Origin of the sequence: Vibrio maritimus (genome assembly GCF_021441885.1) — a bacterium.
Lineage (GTDB): Bacteria > Pseudomonadota > Gammaproteobacteria > Enterobacterales > Vibrionaceae > Vibrio > Vibrio maritimus_B.
Genome location: NZ_CP090438.1, coordinates 790,661 through 815,861, shown reverse-complemented (window position 1 = coordinate 815,861; position 25,201 = coordinate 790,661). Strand labels below are relative to the sequence as shown.

Here is a 25,201-nt window from a genome sequence, read left to right as displayed (position 1 = left end):
AGGATTGCTAGGTGAACACCAAAACTCTAAGAGTGACATCTATGCGAACAGTTATTTGCAATTCTATTCAAAGCTTCTGGGACATGGCAGAAAACCACTTCCTAGAAGGACACAATGTCCATTGTGTCTTCCCCGTATCCGAAAAGGTCAAATCACTAATGAAGGTTTACCAAGAGCAGTATCGGATCAACCACATCACCTATTCCGAAGTCTTTAACTAGACGTCGAGAGTGCACTACCATGGAAGGTAGGCATTGTTTCTCGCCTTACCAAACTACCTCAACCTCAGCGCTAACCCACTGTGCCTTAATGTCTTGTGACGAATACCTTTACCGACGACTTTGCCATCTGCGACTAAGCTAAAACGCGATTTCGCCCTCGTAATACCGGTATAGATCAGCTCTTTGGTCAACAACGGACTAAAATCAGCTGGCAAAATCATAAAGGTATGAGCAAATTCACTGCCCTGAGACTTATGGATGGTCATTGCGTATGCCGTTTCGTGCTCTGGCATTCGGCTTGGCAGTACTGACTTGATGCTTCCATCAGGCAGTTCAAAGAACACTTTAAGCCTTGGTGTATCAGCACTAAAGTCCCATAAACAAATACCAATATCACCGTTATAGAGCCCAAGACCATGGTCGTTTTTTGTCACCATTAGTGGTCGGCCAATATACCAAAGCTCCTCACCACGGGGGATCAATCCGCGCTGTTTCAAGCGAGATTCCGTGCGCTGGTTTAGTCCTGTCACCCCAAAATCACCATCACGAACCGCGCAGAGCAATCTAGCTTTTGCAAAGGCATTCAAAACCGAACGAGCTAACGACTGTTGCCAATTCACTAACGCCTCGTGACTCGCTAACGACTCACTCGCGGGCGAAGCATTTCTCGCATCCGTCAAGTAGGGCTGATAGGCGCGCACCAAACGATCGATGAGCTTTTGATAACTATCTCCACTTAGCGCCATCCACTCAATATCATCGAACCCTTTTTGCCAAACTTGCTCAAAGCCTCTGCTGCTCGCAGCGTTCACCTGCTTAGCAAGTTGTCCGATGCCAGAGCGCGCATCGAAACGATAGCTTTTTTGCAGCACACATAAGCTATCTGCCAATGGCGAAACCGACGTTTTTGCCACCTCGCCACGTTGACAGTCAAACTGAGTAAGCGCACGGATACGATCGTTCTGTTTTGCACTGTAGCCATGCGATGAAAAATCACAGATATCAGACAACACGGCCCCAGCCTCTACTGACGCGAGCTGATCTTTGTCACCTAGCAATATCAGCCGCGCATGAGACGGCAGTGCATCCAACAGTCGATGCATCATCGGCAGATCGACCATGGAGGCTTCATCAAGCACCAACACATCCAAATGCAATGGATTGGATTGATTGTGCCTAAATTCAACTCGTCCAGTAATAGCGCCTAATAAACGATGCAGTGTACTCGATTCGGTCGGAATACTCGCCTTAAGCTCAGGGTCTAATGCCAATGAGTCAACGGCCTTACCAATAGACTCCGTCAATCGCGCGGCTGCCTTACCCGTTGGCGCTACCAGCTTAATCGTCGGCGACTCTCCCTGTTGATTCGCCTGATTGACCATAGCGGCGAGCAATTTGGTGACAGTGGTGGTTTTGCCCGTTCCAGGCCCACCAGAAATCACCGCAAAACGCCTAGTCAGTGCCACCGCAGCGGCCACTTTCTGCCAGTTGAGGCAAGCGGTTAGAGGTATCACGCTGTCTAGAGGCTGTAAGTCGGATGCTGAGCGCGCAGCACTTAGAGTACTTTCTACTCGCTCCCAATCTATGGCTTGCTCGTCTATCACATCGAGAAAGTCACAAACGATCTGCTGGCGCGAGACCTGATTACTCGACCCTTTCGATTGATTGACTAGCGCAGAATAGAGGTAGTGATACTCGCGCGCGAATAGCTGGTCAAGCATGGTCGCCGCAGATTGAATCTGCGAAGTTGAAAGCTCAATAGGCGTGGCCATGGCAAGCAAACGCTCGGCAATGGTCTGTTCGTACGTAAAATAGCGCTGCAAATAGAGACGATGATGCTGCCAAACTAAAGGCGTCACTGTCGCCAACTGTGCATTCTCTGCCTCAAGCTGGCTAATGGTTGATGCCTTATCAATGACTAGCGACCAATCAACCTTGGCAACTTTATCCTCTAGAGGGACTGCTGCCGCGCCGTAGAGACCTATCAAATCCGGTGAAGGCATCAACGCCTGCTCTGTGAGGTCACTGTCTAAGTTGACACATATGTGCCCCTGACCTAGTTGAGCACTTACCAATGCCGCCAACCACATCACTTCATCAGGGTATTGGGTCTCTATCGAGGCAACAAACTTTGCAAATTGATAATCGAGTGGTCTAAGGCACTTCTTCGCCACTAAATCCTCGATCCACTGTGCGAACGTCCGGCTAGTCGTCATCAAAATCCAAGCCCCATTTGTTGATTTTCTCCATCGGTAGTAGCGTCAGTTTCATTACTCTCTGCGCTTTCCATACCTTGATTGTGAGAAGGTTGCGCTCCGAAAAACAAACCATCTAACGCCTCAATCATGGCTTTTGTTGGGCGAGCACTGAATATCCCCGAATCCGAATTAGGCTCGATACCTCGCAAGAACAGATAGTAAACCCCGCCTACATGCGTGTCGTAGTCATAATTTGGAATACGTGTTTTCAAAAAGCGATGCAGAGCTAAAGCATAAATTTGATACTGTAAGTCGTAGCGATGGTCGACCATGGCATGCTCAAGCTGGGAGCGTTGATAACAGCTCACATCATCGCCCAGATAGTTCGACTTCCAATCGAGTACAAAGTACTTACCTTGATGCTCAAACACCAAATCGATAAAGCCTTTAAGCATGCCTTTTACGGTGTAGAAGCCAAGCTCATGAGCTCTTGCTGACAGGCTATCATGCCTTTGGATGACTCGGTTGAGGGATGGCGCATCCAAAACATCAATGGGCAGCAAAAACTCCATCTCAACCAAGCGCTTATCAATGCCCTTATCTCTTAAAAACAGTGCATCGCCATCCAATGCCGTGTTCATCACTTGATCCACCAGCTCTGTAAGTACAGCCAGCCACTCAGGGTCATACTGTTCTTTTTCAAGTAGCTCAGCAATGATTTGCGAGTTGCCTTCAGAGCCAGCAGGTTCAGTAAACTCAATCTCTTCAAACACCGTGTGGAGGAAGGTACCGGGCCTCGCTCCCTTCGGGAAATGGAAGATGGTTTTCTCTGGCTCTAGCAGTGGGTCAAGCTGCTCATCATCGGAAGAGTCAATATCCAAGCCTGACTCTTCTATAAAGACTTCATCGCTACTGCCGTGGCTACTTTGCTTCACTAGGGCCGAGTAACTGGTGAGACGCCAATCGCGGTCAATGTCTTGCGTTTGCTCTTTCGCGCTTAGCTCTGAAAGCTCAGCTTGAGGCGCTTGGTAGCGTGAGTCATCAGGCTCTGGCGGCGCTGTCACCGCAATATCACCGGACTGGTTCGCCAGCTCAGCAAGCATGGCGCCTAGCTCACTGACACCGAGCTCTTGACCATTTTGAACCAGATAACCCAGCGCACTGTGATGAACGCCCGTTGGCTCTTTGGTTGAACGTCCACTTCTAAGCGGTGCGATACCGATAAAGCAAGCGTAAACGGCGCGGGTGAGGGCCACATAGATGAGTCGCAGGTCTTCCGCTAAGCGCTCTTTGTCTGCCTGAGCCAGTGCCTCTTTTGACTTTCTTAGATCGAGAATGGATTGCTTAGCCTGCTCATCATAGTACTTCGCCTCCATCGCCTCACGATAACTGACAGCAAACGGCAAATAGACGAGGTCGTATTCCAACCCTTTAGATTTATGTATGGTGATGATTTGAACGAGATTTCGCTCTGACTCGAGGCGCTGAATGTGGTCATCGCCCCCACCAAGACCTTGCTTGGCATCTTCAATAGACTGAGCAAACCAGCGCAGCAAGGCTGTATCACTCTCTACATCTTGTCGCGCCGCTTGCAGCAGCTCACCGAGGTGCAAATAGTCGGTCAGTAGGCGTTCGCCCCCTACCGTGGCTAATAATCGATTCGACATCTCACGCTTAAACAGCACTGAGCGCAGCATCGGCAATACGCCCCTCAATTGCCACAGCTGTCGGTAATCGCGAAATTCACCAACTACCTGCTCCCACAGGTTTTCATCATTGTTGAGGCCGTCTAGCTCATTTGCGGGCAGTGCAAATAGCTCAGATGCTAATGCCCCTTTTAACAGGCGCTCATCGTCTTGATACCATATCGCCTGCATTAAGCGCAGCATATCTTCAGCAACTGGGCTGCCAAACACACTGTCGCGATTGGATAAATAGACGCTGGCAATGCCTCGCTCCGCCAGAGCTTGTTTGATAAGTTGCCCTTCGCTACCGGTTCTTACCAGCACGGCAATATCACCCGCCTCGACCGGATGCTGCTTATCGCCATCCGCCAACACCACATCGCTGGTTTGCGATTCGGTAAGCACCATTTTGATGTGTTGCGCTGTTGCGGCAGCCATGTGCTGCTGGTAGTCACCTTTTGGTAGTGGCGCTTCCGCTTCTTGGAGCCAAAACTGCAGTGCTGGCTGCGCTTCGCCACTTTTTTGCCATTGGCGACCACCCGCATTCGGACTCGCATTCACAGGATAAAATGGGATATCGCTGTCATAAAGGAACGGAGAATCCGCGCGATCAAAAAGCGTATTAACGCTATTAACCATACGCTCACTGGAGCGCCAGTTGGTCCCTAAAGTGTAGTGATCAACCACCTGATTTCTGGCTTGAATATAGGTGAAAATATCCGCCCCACGGAAGCCATAAATCGCCTGCTTTGGGTCACCGATCATAAACCAACCACACTCTGGATGGCTTAAATAGACTGAGCTAAAAATCTGATACTGAAGCGGGTCGGTATCTTGGAACTCATCAATCATCGCAACTGGAAATTGAGTGCGAATTTTCTCAGCGAGCATGTCACCAGACTCCAGATCCAGCGCGGCTGAAAGCTGAGTCAGTAGGTCATCAAATGACAACCTTTGTTTCTGCTCTTTCGCCAGCGCGAGACGCGTCCGGCACTGATGAATCGCCATTGCCAACAGAGGCGTTTTTAGCTCAGGAGGCGTGGCCAAGAACGCTTCTATCTCGGAAAAAACGCTCATCGAAGGCGCTTCACCTTTCGGTGTCTTTTCAATCAGTACCGATTGAGAAAACTTCTCTAATGCACTTGGCAAACCATAATCGAGAGTCTCTTGCTGAGCCCAATAAGTAATGCCTTCAACCCAACTAGGAAGCGATTTTTTGGTGTAGCTGCGTTTATTCACATCGGATTGCGAGATACAAGGCACGACATCATCGGATACTGCCAACCAGTTCGCTTTTAACGTCTTGATTCGGTCTAGATTGGCTTGGTGCAAAGCGGCAATATCGACGCTGCCCTCAACGCCCTGCATGGTAATCGCAGGACCAGTTAAGTAACGGCTAATATCACTAAGCAGTGCACTCGGTGTCGCCCACAGTTTGCGAACCTCTGATGCCATCTCTAGGTTCAATGGATAAAACTGACTTCGCCAAAAATCGGCAGCTACTTGAGCTTTTAGACGGCTTTCGTCTGTCACAAACTCATTATTGAATCGAGCTCCGGACTCAAAGGCGTTTTGCGTCAACATTCGCTGACAAAAGCCGTGAATCGTATACACCGCGGCTTCATCCATTTGCCTCTCGGCTTGAAGCAAGGTCTCTGTGGCGTATCTGTGGTCAGTCACCTCTTCCAGCAGTGGCTGGATAACAGGATCATTGCTTTCTCCACGGGCAAAGGCAATACGTGCTTGATGTATGCGTGCACGAATGCGATCACGAAGTTCAGCAGTCGCCGCCTCAGTAAAGGTTACCACGAGAATCTCATCGACCGTGAGTGACTGACGATGCTGACTGCCATCATTACCGTGACCAAGCAGCAGCCTCAAGTAAAGACCCGCTATGGTGAAGGTTTTGCCTGTTCCCGCTGATGCTTCAATCAAACGAGCACCATGCAAAGGAAAGGTCATGGTGTCTAGGGCTGTTGGCTTTTTATTCTCTGGCTGCATGTTCAAACTCAACTGTGTGATCCAACGCTTAAAATCCAATTCAAAACAAGTAGATATAATTAATTAGTATGTAAGTTGCGATCTTATTCACGGATTTAATCACCCGCTACGCCTACTATTCTTCGCAGAAATACGGGTCCCTCTGACCCTCATCGGCCGCCCAGCACTCTCCCTACACACTATTATAAAGACTGGCGGCCACTCCCTCTTTGTCAGGTACCCTGCGAGTAATATTCCTCAGCACTCACACTCTTTGTTCTCGGCGCCTCTAACACCAAATGTGCCAACTGCTTGGCATCGTTAGCTAGCGCATCGCTCCACTCACTCCATACGCGAGAAATGTACGCGTTTTCCCCTTCACCTGTCTGCATGTAGCCCCCTACAAAACGTGCCTGCATTTTGCTGAGCATTTTGTCATCGTTAGGGCTCCATTGACCGCGACTGTAGTTGGCTTCGATACCTGCTAATGCGGTTTCTGGGAAATAGCTCAACGGGCTATCTAAGCCATCGACAAACAGGCTGACTAACTGTGTTAAATAGTTCATCGCTTCATCTGCGGACATAACAGGGTAGATGCGGTGCACCACGCCCTCTTTTTTGTCGTATGCCAGCATGTGGGTACGCGTCTGATGACCGGAGACCGAGACCAGCAGATGATCGATCCAGGCTGCCATGTAGTCACTGGCGCGCAATCTTCCGCTTCGATAGCGCACCAGTCCACTCTGATAGCAGTTGGTCACCCAACCTTGTAGGGTCACTGACACTTTTTTCAAAGGAATTGAGATATCGATTTCGATGCCGTCGAGTTCATTGGATGTTAACGGAACTATCGCCTCAGCAAGATCTTGGGTCTGAGCCACGTTGGAGGCAAACTCGAGCTCTCCGAACTGGTTCACAGGAAGGTAGCCCTGCGCTTTCTGTTGCGCTTTGAATTGAGCCAGCTTGTTCGCTTGATCTTCCGGCTCAATCAAGACATCCAGCAGCGATTTGCGTAAGCCAAAGCTCTCTAGTCCATTTAATGCAAACGGCTCTTCATCTTCGATACCCAGTAAGCTTTCATCAAAATTGACCTGTAGGCGTCGGTTGAACAGATACTGCACGGGCAAGCGCCAAAAACGCTGCAACTCAGAGAGATCGAGTTCGATTCTCTCACCCTCAACCCGATCAATAGGATCTAGATGGAATGGCGCACTGGTTTGTTGTGCCGCGACTTGTGTGGTTTGCCATGCCGAAGGCAGCCATTCCGCTGCGTAGCTTTGAATACCGTACTTGTAATCAAAGTGTGCAGCACTAAAGGGCACCATAGGGTATTCATAGCAAAGTGATTCGGTGAGTTTTGCTCCTGATGTATCCACATCGAGCGCCTCATCACCCACCAAACAATAGTTTTGCTCGCAGTATTCTAATAACTCTGAGACCAAAATAGAGGGAACACGTTCGGTATTGTCTTGAATTGAGCGTCCTACATAGCTGATATATAGGGTTTGCTGAGCGGACAACATCGCCTCTAAAAAGAGGTATCGGTCGTCATCGCGTCTGGAGCGGTCACCTGGCTTGGTGCGTCCCGTCATTAAGTCAAAACTCTCTGGCGGTACACTTCTCGGATAAACGCCATCATTCATACCTAACAGGCACACCGTGTTAAACGGAATCGAGCGCATTGGCATGAGTGTGCAGAAGTTTACCTGCCCCGCCAAGAATCGTTGACTGACTCGAGAGCCCGAAAGTTTATCTAGAAAATACTGGCGAATAATCCTCGGCGATAGCGGCTCATCATAGCGGGCGTCTGCAAGCTGCTCACTGAGCCCGGACAGGGTATCGCGAATCGACTTCACGACGACCTCGCCTTCAATGTCGACGGCAAAAAAGTCATCCACCAGCTGATTAATGTGTTGCTGCCAGCTTGATATCGACATAGTTTGAGTGAGTGCGCTGCGATAGTGTGCCAACTTGTCAATGAACTGCGCCAGTTTGCCGGCAGTTTCCGCCTGCATGCCTTGAGTCTGCTCATAAGGTGAAATACCTTCACCGCCCACCATTAAGAGTCCTGCTTGCTCGCTGATTGCATAGCCAGCTAGCATGCGTGAGATACCAAACATCCACGAGTTTTGCCCAAATTCTGGCAGGTCAAACTCACTGGCAGTGTGAGCATCGATCCCCCAACGGATTTGAGCCTCTTCGACCCACGCGCGCAAGGTTGAAAATTCATGCTCATTAATGTCGAAACGAGCCATAATGGCAGGCACTTCAAGCAGTTCCAACACTTCACTGCTGGTGCAGCGCAGCTCTGGCAACTGCAAAAGTTGATTGAACGCATTCAGCAACGGACTTTCTTTATCCGCCGTACGGTCAGAGATCGAAAACGGAATATAACGCTCACCGGATGCATTACCAAATACCGCCTGGATAGCCGGACTGTAGGCGTTAATATCCGCCACCATCACAATGATGTCGCGCGGTTTTAGCTCTGGGTTACGGTCAAACATCGCGAGCAGATTATCGTGGAGAACCTCCACTTCACGCATTGGGCTGTGGCAGACATGCACAGAGAGCGAGTTGTCCGATGCTTCGATGCAGGGTTTATGCTCAGAAGACAACAACAAGGTGTCATCTTGATGCTCGTCGAGGTTAAGAATATCCGCTTGAATATTTTGCAGTAGAGTATTGCGCTCGACTTCTACAAACGCCTCTATCTCATTCGATTCAAGCTGAGACAATAGATATAAATTATCGCGACCTAACTTACCCATCGATGCCAGCAAACTATTGCCGACCTCAGACAGGTGCAACTCGTCGTCAACGTTCGCCTCGATGTCACCTTTGAGCTGCTGCGCAAACGCCCAATCCCCCTCTTGCCAGTCTTGGCTAGAGGCAAAGCTATCGAGGTCGCTCAGTTGCTTGCGTTTCGCCGCGGCTAATCGAGCAAGGTATTTTCGGTCGCGAACTTCTCCCCAATAGAAACGACAAGGGTTAGTAAACATTAGGTGAACATCGATGTGTTCCCCTAACGCTTTTAACGCATCAAGGTAACGAGGTGGCAGCGAAGAGATACCGAACACAAACAGTCGTTTGGGCAATTGGCTCAAGCCGTGGGTCTTAACGTCTTTATTGCTTTCTAGCTCATCAATGAAATGTTCATAAAGATTAGCGCGATGATAAGGCGATTGTTCGAGTGCCACCGTGTGGTCATAGAGGGCTTGCCAAAGTTTGGGTTGCCAAGGCTGCTCGCCCTCTAGCTCAACAACACTTTGTCCTGCTTCCCACGTCGCAATCCACTCTGGGCGATACACCAGATAACCATCATAAATATCGGCAATTTTTTCAGCAAGCTGGTAGCGCTTGGAGGCGTCACTATCATCACTGAGATATTGGGCTAACGGTGCGAAATCTGGGTCATCGAGATGTTTTGGCAACAGATGCATGATCTTCCACGTCATCGCCTCTTTATTGAAGGCGCTGCGTTTCGGCACACCATCGAGTACTTGAACAAACCTATCCCAAATAAAAGTCGCGGGTAATGGGAAGTCAATGTTGGCAGCAATACCAAACTCTTGTGCCAGCGCCATTTTAAGCCACTGAGACATGCCTGGGCTTTGTACCAGAATCTGTTCTTTCTCAAATGGGTTTTGAAGTGGGTCCAACTTGATGAGCTGAACCAATAAAGACTTAAGCACATCTATTTGATTTGAGTGGTAAACGGTGAACACCTGACGTCGCGCCTTTCGCTATTTGCCTTACCACAAGATTAACACAGTCCCTGTGTATTCATGTCCATTTAGACGCCTTATTTACTACTTTACGCTGGGTTACTTATCCCTTTGGGTAAATATGCGCCAAGGTAGCGAAGCGCAACATAACTTACCACGACGGTCGCGATACCAAGTTCGATGTTCGCAATGGTTCTCACCTGGTTAATCATCTCTGCAGCTGCTCCTTGCGTCCCCATCCACGCAGCCAATTTGTATTGTGCCGTTGCACTTATCACAATAGGGAATGTGAATGCGGCATAACCTGGGCTAAATGGCAGACGAAGCAACTTTAAAAACGCTAGGTAGATAATCATTGTCATCAACACACCAATACCAAACAGTAGAGCGATGATCACCGGTGAAGGCTGCGCGGTCACTGTTAGGTATCCGGCAAGAGAGAGACTTGCTGGCGCTGCCATAATCGCAACCGTTGGTTTCGCTGCGTCTGGGATCTCATGTGTGAAGATCAGACGATAAATCATTGTTGGTAGCATCACAGCATAGGTAATCAAGCCAAAGTAAAGTGTTGCGTCGGCGATCCACTGAAGGCTTGGGTTACCCGAGAAAGATACGTCGGCGACCACAATACCCACAGGCGGAACAAACCAGCTTGGTACCATGTGGTGAAGCTCAAAGTTACGGGCTCTGTGATAAACAAAGCTTGCTAAGAACACAATGTGCAGCCCCACAGCACCTAACCAGATGCCATCACCCAGAATTGGAAAGAACTGTCCAACCGAGTTAGAGACCACCATTGATCCCATCGCAAACGTTGGTGCCACGCTTCCTACGACTGGATGAGCAAGATCTTGACGTAGCAAGTGATTGTGAAACAGGTACTTATACGCAAGGATACTTAACAGCACTGTCGCAATTGCAGCCCCCGTCCATTGAGCAACATGGTGGAATGGCAGTGCATTCTCCCAACACCATCCTAAACTTGCGATGCCAAGGGCGAGACCTGCCATTGGCGTAGGCGCGCCCTTCACTTTGTTGTGTGCTCTTCTTACGGTAGCAATCATTTTAATCACCTCAAATAATCAGTTGCGCTAAGTGTAAACCTAGCTTATGTTTATATACATCTAATTATTCAAAGCGAACGTTAAGTTAAACTGAACATGAAGCCACATATCTCCCTAAAACAGCTCAAAGTATTTGTGGCTGTCACTCAACACCAGACTCTCACCGCCGCCTCCGAGACCCTTTTTCTGTCGAAAGCAGCCGTCAGTATGTCCTTGAGTGAGCTAGAAAAACAGATAGGTCATGCCCTATTTGACCGCGTTAACAATCGCTTAGTTATCAATCAAGAAGGACAGAAACTTCTGCCTCTCGCCGACGAACTTTTATGTCGTAGTCGCGATATTGAATCGCTTTACAGCGATGAACAAAGTCATCGAGGCATACTTCGAATTGGAGCCAGTGATACCGTTGGCAACCAAATGGCGCCATTCCTTTTGAGCGACTTTCGTGAAGCTCATCATCACAAATCTCAGCAGCTGTTCATCTCTAATACTGCGCTGATTTGCCAGAAGCTTATCGATTATGAATTGGATATCGGTCTGGTTGAGGGTAAAACATTGCACCCAGAGCTAGATAGCCGCCCGTTCAGTGAAGATGAAATGTGCATCGTGACATCACCAAAGCACCCCCTTGCTCAGCAGCAACAAGTTACTTTGAGTGACCTTGAGAACAGTGATTGGATTCTGCGTGAACCAGGTTCAGGTACTCGCGAATTTTTCCTACGCACCGTCGCACCAAGGATCGAAGTCTGGCATGAAGCCTTCGAGCTCAACACCACTGAAGCCATTATCAACAGCGTGTCCGCCAACCTAGGCTTAGCTTGTCTGTCGAAACTTGCCGCGCAAACCGCTATCGACGATGGACGACTTCATCAGGTCCCAATTTCATTGGATATGAAGCGCCGTTTTTGGCTATTGGTTCACAAAGAAAAGTACCAGAGCCCACTCCTTAAACGTTTTATTGATTTCTGCCAAGGTTGGGACGACAACAACTCGGATAGGATTTAGGCAAACAGGTCTCACTTTTGCGCCCGCGACTGGACAATAGGATCTGGCATCTGTATAAACAGACAGTATTATACTTTTCAAAATTGAACTATCTAGAGGATTAACCATGGCTGTAATCGTCAAGTACGTGGTGGAACGCAACGGAGAAGAAAAGATGACTTTTACCTCTAAAGCAGAAGCTGACGCTTATGACAAAATGTTGGATATGGCGGATGAGCTGTTTTCTCTGCTAGGTGAAAGCAACCTTATCGAAGACGAAGAAAAGCAAGAAGAGCTTTCTTTGTATCTTGCACAGCGTAAAGAAGAAGTGCTGTATGCATTAGGCGCGAAACGCAAACCGACACCAAAAAAGCCAAAAGTGGTTAAAGCTGTCGACGAGCCAAGCGAAGAAGAAGACGCTGCTTAAGCACCTAAGATAAATATAAAAATAGCCAGTAAGCCGCAAGGTTTTTACTGGCTATTTTGTTTTAAGCTCCTATGATTGAACTGTCTCGCTTTGCATAGCAACTCTAGGAATTTCAATTATATGAAAGAGCTGATTATTCATATTGTCACCGTGTTTATGGGCTTTTTTGCTATCATGAACCCTATCGCTAATACGCCTATTTTCTTGGGTCTTACCGGTGACGAAGATCGAGTCACCACCAAAGCAATCGCACTACGCTCAGTCTCGCTGGCATTCTTACTTATTACGATTTTTGCCGTCAGCGGGAAGCTTATCTTTGACCTGTTTGGTATCACCTTATACGCGTTGAGAATCACCGGCGGTATCCTAGTGTTCCTGATAGGCTTCAACATGTTGCAAGGCTCGAACAATCATGACTCCACTAAAAAAGCCGCCACTTCTGATGCTCAACAAAACGCCTCATTGAGTATTGCTGTCTCCCCACTGGCTATGCCCATTTTAGCTGGGCCAGGCACTATTGCCACCGCCATGAACTTCGCTACAACGGGCGGTATCTCAGAGGTAATTATCACCATTATCAGCTTTGGTGTGCTTTGTGCTATTACCTATTTTCTATTTATTTCAGGCGAGCGACTCGTGAAAGCCCTCGGCCCTAGTGTGCTGTCTGTTATCACCAAAATGATGGGTCTCATTCTTGCTGTGATTGGCACACAGATGCTCATTGAGGGCATTCATGAGGCGATTTCTATCTTGGGAAAAGTGACATAATGCGTTTAATTGTTAGTGCATAGCGTCCACCCAATTTCTTAATAGGAAAAAACATCGCTAAAAAGACAAAGGGTATCGTTTTACAGACTTTTGTCGCTTTTGCCCTTTCATCTGCCGAAACCACTCTTTAAGATGATTACCAACAAATTACCTAAAGTCGCAGCCAATCGCAGCGGCTTTAAGACAAATCTATACATGGAGAAATAGAGTCATGGCAGCGTTCTCAATTGCTTTTGGTACTGCAACCAAAAACCGCGACGGTAAAATCATCGAAGCGTTCTTTCCAAACCCACGTCTAAACCCATCTGACGCCCTAATCGCAGCTGTTGCTGAGGTTTCAGGTTATGCGGAAGGCAACCAAGCTATCGAAATTACTCCAGCACAAAGTGCAGCTCTAGCGGGTGCATTCTCAGCAAACGGTGATGCAGAAAATGCAGCATTTGCTGAAAAAGCGGCAAGCTCTTCACAGCCACTGGTTCTTGTCGTTCTTGCAACTGATGAGAAACCACAATCTGTTGCCGAAGGCTTCCTTAAGCTGCAGCTTATCTCAAACCGCCTAGTTCAGCCTCACGGCACAGTACTGGATGGCATCTTTGGCCTACTGCACAACATCGCTTGGACTAGCCAAGGTCCAATCGACCTACCTGAACTGGCAGAGCGTCAAATCGAAGCACGTCTTGCAGGCGAAACGCTGACGGTCGATTGTGTCGATAAGTTCCCTAAAATGGTTGATTACGTGGTACCAACAGGCGTTCGTATTGCTGATACCTCTCGTGTACGTCTTGGTGCTCACGTTGGCGAAGGCACAACCGTTATGCATGAAGGCTTCATCAACTTCAACGCAGGGACAACGGGCGTAAGCATGGTTGAAGGCCGTATTTCTGCTGGTGTTGTTGTCGGTAACGGCTCTGACATCGGTGGTGGTGCTTCTATCATGGGTACGCTATCTGGTGGCGGTACAGTGGTCGTATCTATCGGTGAGAACTCACTGTTAGGCGCGAACGCAGGTCTAGGCTTCCCTCTAGGTGACCGTTGTACGGTTGAATCTGGTCTGTATGTAACGGCTGGTTCAAAGGTTCGTATGCTTGACGCATCTGGCGCTGAAGTTGAAATTGTTAAAGCCCGTGATCTTGCAGGTAAGCCCGACCTACTGTTCCGTCGTAACTCGGTAACAGGTCAGATTGAGTGCCTAACCAACAAGACAGCGGTAGAGCTAAACAGCGAGCTACACAGCAACAACTAATCAGCTAGCTTGATTAAAACAAAAAAACCTCAGCCAATACCGCTGAGGTTTTTTGTTTTTCGCGTTCAGAAGATTAAATATCGAGATCTTTGTTGTCGATACTCACCTGCACCGGTCGATTAATCATCTTCACCAACATGATGGAGCGAGCTTCGCCATCCGCTTCTTGGAAGATGGCGTCGATGCCAGCGAACTGGCCACCCGTCACTCGAATTGCTTCACCCTGTTTAGGCAGCGCATCCGTTTCTGGTTCTTCTGGATGTGTCGCCAACTTCTCAAGCTCGTCGATTAAAGCCGGATCAACCTCTTGAGGGTGAGCACCAAAGCGAATGAAGTCCACGACACCACGAGTAGAGCGGACAGTAGTAAAAGAAGGCCCTTGTTCATAATCAAAGTGAACAAATACATAAGAAGGGAAAAGAGGCTCTTTTACCTTCTGTCTCTTTCCTCGAAGAATCTTCTCTATTTCCACTTCAGGGTAATAGCACTCTAAGCCTTGATTCTCGAGATGCATTTTCGCGCGGGCTTGTTCACCGCGCTTGCAATAAAGCAAATACCAACGTTTCATTTTAGCTATTCGAAAATTTTGTTTTTTGCATCCTACCACTAAACAGAACCGTATGCGCGACTAACCTATAGAGGTCTGCGACCTTACCGATGAAATTTCCGAATGGATGACGGAAAAATAAAAATGAAATATTAGTTTGCAGCACATCTTTTACGTACCCATCCTGAAAAATTTCCTTACATTTCATCTCGTTAAACATTTTGTTCACAAAATCTATATTTTTACACCATTGCAGTAATTAATTTTGTCAGGTATACCAGTTGGCACATTATATTCTTTGATAACTAAAATTAGTAAAACTTATGACAGCACAACGCAACATCTTAGGTCACCCTCGCGGCCTGTTTCTACTGTTCGGAACCGAACTGTGGGAGCGCTTCTCCTATTACGCCATGCGCGCAATTCTGGTTCTTTTCCTGACCGATACAACAATCAATGGTGGTATGGGCTGGTCGACTAAAGATGCTCTAGATCTCTATGGTATCTATACTGGACTAGTTTACATTACGCCACTTATTGGCGGTTACATTGCTGATAACTACTTGGGTCAGCGTAAGTCTATCATTATCGGTGGCATCCTTATGGCCGCAGGTCAGTTCACCCTAGCTGCAGCGGCATCTGGTGAGCCAAGTGCACATCTGTTCTACGGTGGTCTAGCACTACTGATTGCCGGTAACGGTATGTTCAAGCCAAACATCTCAACAATGGTTGGCGATCTTTACGAAGAAGGCGATAACCGTCGTGATGGTGCGTTCACTATTTTCTACATGGGCATTAACCTTGGTGCACTTCTAGCGGGTATCGTCGTAGGCTCGGCGACAGACTCATTTGGCTGGTCTGCAGGTTTCGTCGTTGCCGGTGTTGGTATGGTATTTAGCCTTATCATGCAGCTGACCATGGCAAACTCTTGGTTAGGTGAAATTGGTAACGTGCCAGCAGCTGCACGCGCAAAAGCACTGAACAAATCTGAGACCAAAGCCCCTCTTACTCGTGAAGAGATCGACCGCCTGAAGGTCATCCTTATCATGGGTCTGTTTGTTATCGTTTTCTGGGCTGGCTTTGAGCAAGCGGGTGGCCTGATGAACATCTATACCCAACAGTATACCGACCGTATGATTGGTGACTTTGAAGTCCCTGCAGCTTGGTTCCAGTCACTGAACCCATTCTTTATCATTACCCTAGCACCTGTGCTAGCGGCTATTTGGGTGAAGCTTGGCAAACGTGAACCAAACTCGCCTGTGAAATTCGCGCTAGCGCTATTTTTCCTAGCAGCAGGTTTCCTATGCATGGTTGGTGCAGTACTAGAGCAAGGTGGCGATACCAGCGTTAAAACGTCAATGCTATGGCTTGTCGGTGCGTTTTTCTTCCATACGTTAGGTGAACTTTGTCTATCACCAATTGGTCTATCTTTGGTGACTAAGCTTGCTCCACTACGCTTGGCATCTCTCATGATGGGTGCATGGTTTGGTTTCAATGCAATCGCAAACTATGTTGCTGGTCTAATTGGCTCTCACGTTGGTGAACTAGGTGCTATGGCTATCTTTGGTGGAATCGCTGTAACGGCCGTCATCTGTGGTGTTATCCTGCTGATGTTTGCGAACACGCTCGTTAAGTGGATGCACGGTGCTGAGCAAGGCGCGCCGAGTAACGCCGAACAAGTAGAAGAGCAGCAAGCTCAGCTTGTTTAAGCTTTGATTTAGTTAAATGGAAAGGCCCGTCACTTAAGTGACGGGCCTTTTTGTATCTATATGGATTGACTAGGCGCTTTGAATCAATTGAGCCATCATCGCGATATGCTCATCTGAATCGTTCAGACATGGAATATAACGATACTGCTCGCCCCCAGCTTCTAGAAACGTCTCTTTCGCTTCAATCGCTATCTCTTCCAGCGTTTCTAGGCAGTCCACTGAGAAGGCAGGGGTCATAATATCAATCGACTTGATACCCTGACTTGGCATCTGCTCTAAGGTTTTGTCGGTGTATGGCTTAAGCCACTCCTCACGACCAAAAATAGACTGGTAGCTCATTCCCATTTGTGACTCATCAAGCCCTAACTCTGCTCTTAGCAACTCTGTCGTGGCTTTACAGTGCTGCGGATACACATCGCCGTTATCTGCGTAGCGCTTTGGTATGCCATGGTAAGAGCATAACAGATAGTCTGCGCGGCCATTTTGCTCCCAATGTGCTCGCACGTTGTCAGCAAGCGCTTTGATATACAAAGGGTGATCATGATAATCACGTATCAAAGTCATCGCTGGGATAGTAGAAATAGACTTGCATGCTTTGGCAATACCGTCGAACGCGGCAGCGGTAGTCGTACCTGAGTATTGCGGGTACAAAGGCAGCACCACGACTTTCTCAACACCTTGTTCGAGAAGTTGGTCAATACCGGCTTTAAGCGACGGGTTGCCATAACTCATACCAAGCGCAACCGGAAGTCCTAGCTCTTGCTCCAGCTTCGCTGCCTGACGCTTTGAGTAAACCATCAGCGGTGAACCTTCATCCATCCACACGGACTGATAAGCCTTCGCTACCTTAGGCGAGCGAATTGGGAGGATAATGCCATGTAGCACTGGACACCAAATCCATCGGGTCATATCAACGACACGATGGTCATGCAAAAACTCCTCTAGAAAGCGTTTCACGCCTTTCGCTGTCGGCTCGTCAGGAGTACCAAGATTGACCAGTAGCACGCCTGTTTTTGACGATTCGCTCATAGACTTCCTTTGTTTTTCATATGATTGCTAAGCGGATTATATACCGATGCTCGCTTTCCTTGGATCAAAAAAAACGACCTATAAAGGTCGTTTTCTTTTAACAGATTCACAAAAGTGAATTAAGACAGTGCTTTTTCGATATCTGCACTTACGTCTGCAACTTGCTTAGTACCATCAAATTTTAGGTACTTAGTGTTGCCTGCTTCTGCTTCCTTACCGTAGTAAGCAATCAGAGGTGCAGTTTGGTCGTGGTATACGCCTAGACGTGCACGTACTGTCTCTTCTTTGTCGTCATCACGAACTACTAGGTCTTCACCAGTCACGTCATCTTTACCTTCCACTTTAGGCGGGTTGTAAACAACGTGGTAAGTACGACCAGAAGCTAGGTGAGCACGACGACCTGCCATACGCTCAACGATAACGTCATCAGCTACGTCGAACTCGATTACGTAATCAACTTCTACGCCCATCTCTTTTAGGCCGTCAGCCTGAGGGATAGTGCGTGGGAAACCGTCTAGTAGGAAACCTTTCTCACAGTCGTCTTGAGCGATACGCTCTTTGATCAGACCAAGAATGATGTCGTCAGATACAAGTTGACCTGCATCGATAACTGCTTTCGCTTTCTTACCAAGCTCAGTGCCTGCTTTGATTGCTGCACGTAGCATGTCACCAGTAGAAATTTGTGGAATACCGTATTTTTCCATGATGAATTGAGCTTGTGTGCCTTTACCTGCACCTGGAGCACCTAAAAGAATGATGCGCATGACTTGTCCTCTTATATAAAAAAAGATTTATACCGAAGCCTACTGCTTGATGCCCAATGGGCATGTTTGCTGCGATACGTTTCGGTATAAACGGTTTATTCAAAAATAGTTGAATCTTTAACTTGGCGCGCATTCTATCATAGAAATCGCTTGCTTGACGCCAAAAGTGTCTAAAGATCCTGCTTTGCACTCTAAAGTAACCTAAAAGTGTGCGTTTAGCCCTGAGAAAACAAGAGCTCGAATGTTCGAGCTCTTGAATTAGACTAGGGTGTCAAACTCCGCAAGGGAATTAGACTTTAGCCAAAAGCTTGTTGATCGCACCTAAGAATTGCGATGGATCGGTCATCGAACCGCGTTCAGCCAACATAGCCTGACCAAGCAACACTTCAACCCAGCGGCCAAATGCTTCTTCGTCGGCTTCATCCGCCATACGCTTCACCAACTCATGCTCAGGGTTGATTTCAAAGATGTACTTCACTTCTGGTACTTCCTGACCCGCCGCTTCAAGAAGCTTCGCCATTTGCGTACCCATTTCGAAATCATCCGTCACAACAACAGCAGGAGTATTTGCTAGCTTGAACGTAGTACGAACCTCTTTAACGCGCTCACCTAGGTAGGTTTGCGTGCGCTCAACCACTGACTTGAACTCTTCTTCGGTCTCTTTTTGCTTCTCTTTCTCTTCTTCGCCTTCGAACTTGCTCAGATCAAGACCCGCTTTAGTGATTGACTGGAACTGCTTACCATCAAACTCAGTGAGGTAATTCATCAGCCACTCGTCGATGCGGTCATACATCAAGACAACTTCAATGCCTTTCGCTTTAAACTGCTCAAGGTGAGGGCTGTTCTTCGCGGCTGCATAGCTGTCTGCTGTTAGGTAGTAGATCTTATCTTGGCCTTCTTTCATGCGCTCAACGTAGGACGCTAGAGAAATCGTCTGCTCTGCTGAGTCAACTTCTGTCGAAGCGAAGCGCAGTAGGCCAGCCACCTTCTCTTTGTTCGACATATCCTCTGCAGGACCTTCTTTCAACACAAGACCAAACTCTTTCCAGAACGATTGGTATTTCTCTTCGTCATTTTTCGCCATACGTTCTAGCATAGTAAGTACACGCTTAGTACATGCGCCGCGAAGTGATTGCGTTACCTTGTTGTCTTGAAGGATTTCTCGCGACACGTTTAACGGAAGGTCATTTGAATCTATCAAGCCACGCACAAAACGCAGGTAAGAAGGCATAAACTGCTCAGCGTCATCCATGATAAATACGCGCTGTACATACAGTTTTAGACCACTCTTATGGTCGCGGTTCATCATATCCCATGGGGCTTTTGCTGGGATGTACAAAAGACTGGTGTAGTCGTTTTTACCTTCTACGCGGTTGTGACTCCAAACCAATGGATCCGCGAAATCGTGAGAAACATGCTTATAGAACTCTTGATATTCTTCGTCTTTAATATCTGACTTGTTACGGGTCCAAAGTGCTTGAGCCTTGTTGATTTGCTCCCATTTACCCTGGTCCGTTTCTTTGCCTTCCTCGTCACGCTCAAGTGTCCAGATAGAAACCGGAATACCGATGTGATCAGAGTACTTGCTGATCACATCGCGCAAGCGCCACTCAGATAAAAACTCTTTACCCTCTTCACGCATGTGAAGCACGATATCAGTACCTCGAGTTTCCTTAGTGATGTCTTCGATGGTGTAATCACCCTCACCCGCTGAGTGCCACTGTACCGCTTGGTCAGAAGCCACACCTGCCGCTCGAGTGCGCACGGTAACGGCGTCAGCGACGATAAACGCAGAATAGAAACCAACACCAAATTGACCGATAAGTTGTGAATCTTTACTTTGTTCTTCAGATAGTTTGGCAAAGAATTCTTTCGTACCAGATTTCGCAATGGTGCCAAGATGTTCAATCACGTCATCACGAGTCATACCGATACCATTGTCTGATACCGTTAATGTGTTGTTCTTCTCGTCAAATGACAGCTTTACGCCAAGGTCAGCATCGCCTTGATAAAGCTCTGAGTTAGATAGGGCTTGAAAACGCAGTTTGTCAGCTGCGTCAGACGCGTTTGAAATCAACTCTCTTAGAAATATTTCTTTGTTTGAATACAGAGAGTGGATCATTAGGTGAAGCAGTTGTTTTACTTCAGACTGGAAGCCACGGGTTTCTTTGTTCTTAGTTTCAACGGTGCTCATGCTATCTCCATTTACACGTTTAATACCGAGTCTCGACATAAATTTGCACTCGGTATCGCTATGATTCATCGACTAAAGAAATGAGGCTGAACATTGTAAATTCAAGGTCAAAAAAAATAAAAATGCTGTTTTTTTGATTTGTTTTTATTATCCTACTGCCCCTGACTATAAAAAAATCCTAAAATCCTATAATTGGCTCTGCATCCATTCAGCGCCAAAATACCAGTTCCCGTCGCGTTGCGGCACTAAAAAGAAGAATGCAATGAGTAACATAGGCACTAAGTTTATACTCGGCCAGAAGTACATTTTTGACCCAAACAGTAATTCGTTGGTCGATCAAACTAATAACGATGAAGTAGTACGTCTTGGTAGTAATGAAAGTCGCATCCTACTTCTGCTTGCTGAAAGACCTAATGAAGTTGTCACTCGTAATGAACTGCATGAGTTTGTATGGCGTGATCAAGGCTTTGAGGTTGATGATTCAAGCTTGACGCAAGCTATCTCTACCTTGCGTAAAATGCTGAAAGACCCAACGAAATCACCCCAGTTTGTGAAAACGGTGCCGAAACGCGGTTATCAATTGATCTCAACGGTTGAACGCTCAGTACCGATGGCATCTTCAGAAGCCATCAACGAAGCGCCCGTTGCGGAACTGCCAGCCGACAAGCTCGAAGCTGCTACAGCAGCCACTGCAGCGGCTCAACCAGCTCCAGCACCTGTTGCCGCTCCTAAAGAGAAAACGCCACCGACCGTTTGGGCGATGGTTGTTGCGGCTATTTTGCTGCCAATTTTAGTGTTGATGGTCACCAATCCGGCTCAGTCTACGTTTAGAGAGCTCAGTGTCGTCGAAAACGTGAAAATCGTCACACCGGAAAGCCACCCTGATGTCTCCAGCTGGCAGCCAAAGATTGAACAGTGTGTCGCGAAATATGTAGAGACGCATACTGGTGACATGCTACCGGTTGAGGTTATTGTTACTGGTGACCAAAGCGATCAAATTGCACTTAACTTCGTGCACACCGTAGAGCACTCAGGCGAAAACAGCACAATGCGCATTTTCACTGAGCAATCTGACCTCGATAAAGTTTGCCAGTAAGGAGTATTGAATAATGAAAATGAAATACGCCGCTATTCTTCTTGCGCTATCTACTGCGCTTAGTGCCTGGCTTTACTGGGGCAGCGACCTCAAGCTTGAGCAAGTTCTGACAGCGAAAGAGTGGCAATCGAACATGGTTGGCATTATCGCAGCGCGAGATTATCCGGATACAGATATTGGTCCATTGAGCCGACTTGAAATGTCTGCCAACGTTAAGTATCTACCGGGTGGTGAATACATCCGTGAATCATCAATGCGTTTATTTGGTGATGATCCTGAGACCCACACTCTGATTAAAATTTCGGAGATGGGCACTTGGACCATTAGCGACAACTACTTGTTAATTTCACCACGTGAGTTTAAAGACACGGCAACAGCACAATCGGACGAGTTCACTCATGAGCAGCTTGCGATGATCAAACAGTTTCTAAAAATGGAAGCTCAGCAAAGCCGTCGTATCGACATCGTAAACGAGAAGACACTGCTGCTAACCAGTTTGAATCAAGGCTCTTCTATCCTGTTTTCAAACTAATTGAACGCACTGTTTATTTAAAAGGGAGGCGAAAGCTTCCCTTTTTTGTCTGCCACCTACCCGCACAAGGATGACCATGATTAAAGCCAAGATAGACATCTACTACTGTCGCCAATGCAACTGGATGCTACGTGCAACCTGGATGACTCAAGAACTGCTGCACACCTTCAGCGAAGAGGTGGAAGTCATTAGCTTACACCCAGATACGGGTGGTCGATTTGAAATACATTGCAATGGTGAACTGATCTGGGAGCGTAAGAAAGACGGAGGCTTCCCTGAAGCCAAGGTATTAAAACAGCGCGTTCGCGATATTATCGCCCCCGATAGGGATTTAGGGCATGTTGATAGTGTAAGTAATAAAGCTCAATAAACTCACAAAGCTGCTAAACACAAAAAACCAGAGCCGAGGCTCTGGTTTTTTGTCGTTCTAGAACGCTTAAATCAGCGCGAGCGATTAGCCTAGTAGGCTTAGTGCCGCGTTTGGCGCTTGTTTCGCTTGTGCCAAGATTGAGCTTGATGCTTGCGATAGGATTTGGTTCTTCGTCATCGCTGTCGTCTCTTTCGCAAAGTCGGTATCTTTGATACGGCTCTTCGACGCATTCACGTTCTCGTTGATGTTATCCAAGTTGTTGATTGCGTGGTTGAAACGGTTTTGGAATGCACCCAGCTCCGCACGGTGGCTGTCTACATACTTCAACGCTGAATCTAGAATCGCGACTGACTCTTGAGCGCCGCCTACTGTGGTTACATCGATAGTATCAACCGTAACTGCTTGCGCGTCTTGCATACCAAGCTCACCCGCTAGGCTGCCACCAAAGCTCACGTCACCGTCTACTTTGTTGTTACCAGCAAATACTTGTAGCTGACCATCTTCGTTTACTGACGCTTTTACTAGGTCTGTTTGACCATTGATGTATGTCGCTAGCTGCTCGATGTCATCGCCTGCTTTCGCATTGATGGTCAGTGCTTGGTCTTGACCAAAGCTGTCCTTTAGCGTGATGGTTAGCTCGTTTGCATCCGCTGCTACGCTCCAATCTTTGTCTTTCGCGTTTGCTGCTTGGTAGCTTGAACCACCCATCATTTCGTTGTCTGAACGCATGTCGCGTAGGCTTAGCATTACAGCTTCACCGTTGTCAGCACCAATTTGGAATGACTGAGTGCCGTACGTGCCGTTTAGAAGACGGTTACCACCAAATGATGTGGTTTCTGCAATACGGTTTAGCTCGTTGTTCAGTGCCGTCACTTCTTCTTGAATCGCTACACGCTCTGCTTTTGAGTTTGAACCGTTCGCGGATTGAAGCGATAGGTCACGCATACGTTGTAGGATGTTTGTTGTCTCGTTCATCGCACCTTCTGCTGTCTGTGCGATAGAGATACCGTCGTTGGCATTACGTACTGCGACGTCTAGACCACGGCTTTGTACGTTCAAACGGTTAGAGATTTGAAGACCCGCTGCGTCGTCTTTTGCGCTGTTAATTTTGTGACCAGAAGACAAACGCTCCATTGACGTCTGTTGAGCCTGGTTTGCGTTGTTTAGGTAACGCTGCGCAGTCATCGCTGATACGTTTGTGTTTACATTCACTGCCATGTTGTTTCTCCAATTGATTTTCCGGTGTAGCGGTTTCCGACGTCTCGGAAAACCAAGTAGTTCTCTCAAAGTTACTTTCTTTATCGTCTTCGAAACCAAAGACTTGAGAAAAAAATGAAATTAAATTGAGTATTTTGGCTGTTAGCGTAGGAAGTTGTGACAAGAATGGTAAAAAGAAAAGTTTTATCAAAAAAAGACTAAAGTTGATGAACAAGGTGTCGAAGGGCGCTATTGCTCATAGACAAGTGCACTTAGGCAACTTCGCTTATGCTTGGATTTGGGCTAGCGCTAGCCTTGCAATAAGATCAGAGCGAGGTTTGGCGTTTGCTTAGCTTGCGCCAATATTGAGGTGCTCACTTGCTGCAAAATCTGCTGCTTGAGCATCTCCGTGGTTTCTTTTGCATAATCAGTATCACGAATACGGCTTTGCGATGCTGATAGATTCTCTTCCATGTTGGCAAGATTATTAATGGTGTGATTGAGGCGGTTTTGGTTCGCCCCCAGAGCCGCTCGATGACTATCCACAAACTGCATCGCTTTATCTAATACAGAAACAGAGAGCTGAGCACCTCCAACTGAGCGAATAGACAGGTCATTTACCGTGACAATTTCACCGTTTTGCAGCCCAACCTCACTCGCAAAGCTGCCAGAAAAGTCGACGGCCCCTTTTACTTTCTCGGAGTCTGCAAAAACCTGCAACTGACCGTTCTCATCTACCGACGCCGACAAGAAATCCGTCTGACCATTGATATAAGTCGCCACCTGTTCAATGTCATCGCCCGCTTTAAGTTCTATCGTCTTGGTTTGACTTTCGCCAGCAGCATCAAGGTAACTGAATGTCAGCTCACGATTACTGTCTGTGACTTGCCAATTCGGCGTAGCCGCTCGACTCGCCTGATATACAGCGCCACCCATAGAAAGTTGATCTGTACGCAGGTTTCCAAGTCCCACTTGCAAGGCTTCGCCAGATTGAGCCCCTATCTGGAACGATGACGTCCCGAAGGTGCCATTGAGAAGTTTTCGTCCACCAAAACTTGTGGTTTCAGCAATTCGATTCAACTCATCATTCAAGGCAACAAACTCTTCTTCTAATGCTTGTCTATCTTGAGCCGAATTAGAACCGTTAGAGCTTTGCAGGGACAAATCGCGCATGCGTTGTAGGATGTGAGTCGCCTCATTCATCGCACCTTCCGCGGTCTGCATGATCGAGATGCCATCATTGGCATTGCGCTGAGCAACACCTAAGCCACTTATTTGAGCATTGAGGCGATTAGAGATCTGCAAGCCTGCCGCGTCGTCCTTGGCACTATTGATGCGATGCCCTGATGACAAGCGCTCCAAAGACTGGCTCAGTGCTTTACTTGCACTACCCAGGTGATTTTGAGCAACCATAGCACTGACATTGGTGTTGACGGTGATCGACATTTGGCTTCCAAAAGGCGTT

At 47.5% G+C, this 25,201-nt stretch carries 19 protein-coding genes; 9 read left to right on the top strand and 10 right to left on the bottom strand.

Features of this window, described 5'->3' with window-relative positions; genetic code table 11:
* Nucleotides 1–41 precede the first annotated feature (41 nt).
* Nucleotides 42–221 (top strand): hypothetical protein, encoded by a 180-nt coding sequence (locus LY387_RS03685; protein WP_128649996.1) that lies wholly within the window; start codon nucleotides 42–44, stop codon nucleotides 219–221.
* A gap of 53 nt (nucleotides 222–274) precedes the next feature.
* Here the strand turns inward: LY387_RS03685 and recD are convergent, their stop codons facing one another.
* From recD to LY387_RS03665, 4 genes are all read right to left on the bottom strand, one after another.
* On the bottom strand, nucleotides 275–2,437 hold the full coding sequence (recD, locus tag LY387_RS03680; RefSeq protein WP_234495360.1) for an exodeoxyribonuclease V subunit alpha: 2,163 nt from the start codon (nucleotides 2,435–2,437) through the stop codon (nucleotides 275–277).
* Entirely contained in the window at nucleotides 2,437–6,105 is a 3,669-nt protein-coding gene (recB, locus tag LY387_RS03675) for an exodeoxyribonuclease V subunit beta (RefSeq protein WP_234495359.1), read from the bottom strand. The genes recD and recB overlap by 1 nt, the downstream gene beginning before the upstream one ends.
* Before the next feature lie 212 nt (nucleotides 6,106–6,317).
* The gene (gene recC, locus LY387_RS03670; protein ID WP_234495358.1) at nucleotides 6,318–9,812 is read right to left on the bottom strand and encodes an exodeoxyribonuclease V subunit gamma; all 3,495 of its coding nucleotides are present in this window, start codon (nucleotides 9,810–9,812) and stop codon (nucleotides 6,318–6,320) included.
* 89 nt (nucleotides 9,813–9,901) lie between these two features.
* On the bottom strand, nucleotides 9,902–10,876 hold the full coding sequence (locus LY387_RS03665) for a TDT family transporter (RefSeq protein ID WP_234495357.1): 975 nt from the start codon (nucleotides 10,874–10,876) through the stop codon (nucleotides 9,902–9,904).
* Between the two features lie 96 nt (nucleotides 10,877–10,972).
* On the opposite strand from LY387_RS03665, the gene LY387_RS03660 reads away from it, so the two are divergent.
* The 4 genes from LY387_RS03660 (at nucleotide 10,973) to dapD (ending at nucleotide 14,298) form a co-directional block, all read left to right on the top strand.
* Nucleotides 10,973–11,881 (top strand): LysR family transcriptional regulator, encoded by a 909-nt coding sequence (locus LY387_RS03660; protein ID WP_234495356.1) that lies wholly within the window; start codon nucleotides 10,973–10,975, stop codon nucleotides 11,879–11,881.
* Nucleotides 11,882–11,987: 106 nt separating this feature from the next.
* Nucleotides 11,988–12,287: a YebG family protein gene (locus LY387_RS03655; RefSeq protein WP_042477541.1), complete on the top strand. Its 300-nt coding sequence runs from the start codon at nucleotides 11,988–11,990 to the stop codon at nucleotides 12,285–12,287.
* 120 nt (nucleotides 12,288–12,407) lie between these two features.
* Complete coding sequence (locus LY387_RS03650; protein ID WP_234495355.1) at nucleotides 12,408–13,055, top strand: MarC family protein; 648 nt, start codon at nucleotides 12,408–12,410, stop codon at nucleotides 13,053–13,055.
* A gap of 211 nt (nucleotides 13,056–13,266) precedes the next feature.
* Nucleotides 13,267–14,298, top strand: coding sequence for a 2,3,4,5-tetrahydropyridine-2,6-dicarboxylate N-succinyltransferase (gene dapD, locus LY387_RS03645; protein WP_234495354.1), 1,032 nt, complete (start codon nucleotides 13,267–13,269; stop codon nucleotides 14,296–14,298).
* 73 nt (nucleotides 14,299–14,371) lie between these two features.
* Here the strand turns inward: dapD and rfaH are convergent, their stop codons facing one another.
* Nucleotides 14,372–14,866 (bottom strand): transcription/translation regulatory transformer protein RfaH, encoded by a 495-nt coding sequence (rfaH, locus tag LY387_RS03640; RefSeq protein WP_128650180.1) that lies wholly within the window; start codon nucleotides 14,864–14,866, stop codon nucleotides 14,372–14,374.
* Between the two features lie 302 nt (nucleotides 14,867–15,168).
* Here rfaH and LY387_RS03635 point away from each other — a divergent pair, with 302 nt between their 5' ends.
* Nucleotides 15,169–16,554: a peptide MFS transporter gene (locus tag LY387_RS03635; protein WP_234495353.1), complete on the top strand. Its 1,386-nt coding sequence runs from the start codon at nucleotides 15,169–15,171 to the stop codon at nucleotides 16,552–16,554.
* Between the two features lie 69 nt (nucleotides 16,555–16,623).
* Here LY387_RS03635 and hemH read toward each other — a convergent pair whose 3' ends face one another.
* From hemH to htpG, 3 genes are all read right to left on the bottom strand, one after another.
* Nucleotides 16,624–17,583 carry a ferrochelatase gene (gene hemH, locus LY387_RS03630; RefSeq protein ID WP_234495352.1) on the bottom strand — a complete coding sequence of 320 codons (960 nt, stop codon included), beginning with the start codon at nucleotides 17,581–17,583 and terminating at the stop codon, nucleotides 16,624–16,626.
* Nucleotides 17,584–17,702: 119 nt separating this feature from the next.
* Nucleotides 17,703–18,347, bottom strand: coding sequence for an adenylate kinase (adk, locus tag LY387_RS03625; RefSeq protein ID WP_042477529.1), 645 nt, complete (start codon nucleotides 18,345–18,347; stop codon nucleotides 17,703–17,705).
* A 289-nt stretch (nucleotides 18,348–18,636) separates the two neighbouring features.
* On the bottom strand, nucleotides 18,637–20,541 hold the full coding sequence (gene htpG / locus LY387_RS03620) for a molecular chaperone HtpG (RefSeq protein ID WP_234495351.1): 1,905 nt from the start codon (nucleotides 20,539–20,541) through the stop codon (nucleotides 18,637–18,639).
* Nucleotides 20,542–20,803: 262 nt separating this feature from the next.
* Here htpG and LY387_RS03615 point away from each other — a divergent pair, with 262 nt between their 5' ends.
* The 3 genes from LY387_RS03615 to LY387_RS03605 all read left to right on the top strand — a co-directional run bounded on the left by LY387_RS03615 (nucleotide 20,804) and on the right by LY387_RS03605 (nucleotide 22,539).
* A complete protein-coding gene (locus LY387_RS03615; RefSeq protein WP_234495350.1) occupies nucleotides 20,804–21,637 on the top strand; it encodes a winged helix-turn-helix domain-containing protein in 834 nt (277 codons plus the stop codon).
* Nucleotides 21,638–21,650: 13 nt separating this feature from the next.
* Entirely contained in the window at nucleotides 21,651–22,169 is a 519-nt protein-coding gene (locus tag LY387_RS03610; protein ID WP_128650183.1) for a regulatory protein ToxS, read from the top strand.
* A gap of 76 nt (nucleotides 22,170–22,245) precedes the next feature.
* Nucleotides 22,246–22,539 carry a SelT/SelW/SelH family protein gene (locus LY387_RS03605; RefSeq protein ID WP_234495349.1) on the top strand — a complete coding sequence of 98 codons (294 nt, stop codon included), beginning with the start codon at nucleotides 22,246–22,248 and terminating at the stop codon, nucleotides 22,537–22,539.
* Nucleotides 22,540–22,623: 84 nt separating this feature from the next.
* On the opposite strand, the gene LY387_RS03600 is transcribed toward LY387_RS03605, so the two are convergent.
* A complete protein-coding gene (locus LY387_RS03600) occupies nucleotides 22,624–23,757 on the bottom strand; it encodes a flagellin (protein ID WP_234495348.1) in 1,134 nt (377 codons plus the stop codon).
* Nucleotides 23,758–24,045: 288 nt separating this feature from the next.
* Entirely contained in the window at nucleotides 24,046–25,182 is a 1,137-nt protein-coding gene (locus tag LY387_RS03595) for a flagellin (RefSeq protein WP_234495347.1), read from the bottom strand.
* Nucleotides 25,183–25,201: the final 19 nt, after the last annotated feature.

What these genes read in the sequence shown, in the direction of transcription:
- LY387_RS03685 (WP_128649996.1), top strand. Translation starts at nt 42, where the DNA reads ATGCGAACAGTTATTTGCAATTCTATTCAAAGCTTCTGGGACATGGCA.
- recD (WP_234495360.1), bottom strand. Translation starts at nt 2,437, where the DNA reads ATGACGACTAGCCGGACGTTCGCACAGTGGATCGAGGATTTAGTGGCG.
- recB (WP_234495359.1), bottom strand. Translation starts at nt 6,105, where the DNA reads ATGCAGCCAGAGAATAAAAAGCCAACAGCCCTAGACACCATGACCTTT.
- LY387_RS03665 (WP_234495357.1), bottom strand. Translation starts at nt 10,876, where the DNA reads ATGATTGCTACCGTAAGAAGAGCACACAACAAAGTGAAGGGCGCGCCT.
- LY387_RS03660 (WP_234495356.1), top strand. Translation starts at nt 10,973, where the DNA reads ATGAAGCCACATATCTCCCTAAAACAGCTCAAAGTATTTGTGGCTGTC.
- LY387_RS03655 (WP_042477541.1), top strand. Translation starts at nt 11,988, where the DNA reads ATGGCTGTAATCGTCAAGTACGTGGTGGAACGCAACGGAGAAGAAAAG.
- LY387_RS03650 (WP_234495355.1), top strand. Translation starts at nt 12,408, where the DNA reads ATGAAAGAGCTGATTATTCATATTGTCACCGTGTTTATGGGCTTTTTT.
- dapD (WP_234495354.1), top strand. Translation starts at nt 13,267, where the DNA reads ATGGCAGCGTTCTCAATTGCTTTTGGTACTGCAACCAAAAACCGCGAC.
- rfaH (WP_128650180.1), bottom strand. Translation starts at nt 14,866, where the DNA reads ATGAAACGTTGGTATTTGCTTTATTGCAAGCGCGGTGAACAAGCCCGC.
- LY387_RS03635 (WP_234495353.1), top strand. Translation starts at nt 15,169, where the DNA reads ATGACAGCACAACGCAACATCTTAGGTCACCCTCGCGGCCTGTTTCTA.
- hemH (WP_234495352.1), bottom strand. Translation starts at nt 17,583, where the DNA reads ATGAGCGAATCGTCAAAAACAGGCGTGCTACTGGTCAATCTTGGTACT.
- adk (WP_042477529.1), bottom strand. Translation starts at nt 18,347, where the DNA reads ATGCGCATCATTCTTTTAGGTGCTCCAGGTGCAGGTAAAGGCACACAA.
- htpG (WP_234495351.1), bottom strand. Translation starts at nt 20,541, where the DNA reads ATGAGCACCGTTGAAACTAAGAACAAAGAAACCCGTGGCTTCCAGTCT.
- LY387_RS03615 (WP_234495350.1), top strand. Translation starts at nt 20,804, where the DNA reads ATGAGTAACATAGGCACTAAGTTTATACTCGGCCAGAAGTACATTTTT.
- LY387_RS03610 (WP_128650183.1), top strand. Translation starts at nt 21,651, where the DNA reads ATGAAAATGAAATACGCCGCTATTCTTCTTGCGCTATCTACTGCGCTT.
- LY387_RS03605 (WP_234495349.1), top strand. Translation starts at nt 22,246, where the DNA reads ATGATTAAAGCCAAGATAGACATCTACTACTGTCGCCAATGCAACTGG.
- LY387_RS03600 (WP_234495348.1), bottom strand. Translation starts at nt 23,757, where the DNA reads ATGGCAGTGAATGTAAACACAAACGTATCAGCGATGACTGCGCAGCGT.
- LY387_RS03595 (WP_234495347.1), bottom strand. Translation starts at nt 25,182, where the DNA reads ATGTCGATCACCGTCAACACCAATGTCAGTGCTATGGTTGCTCAAAAT.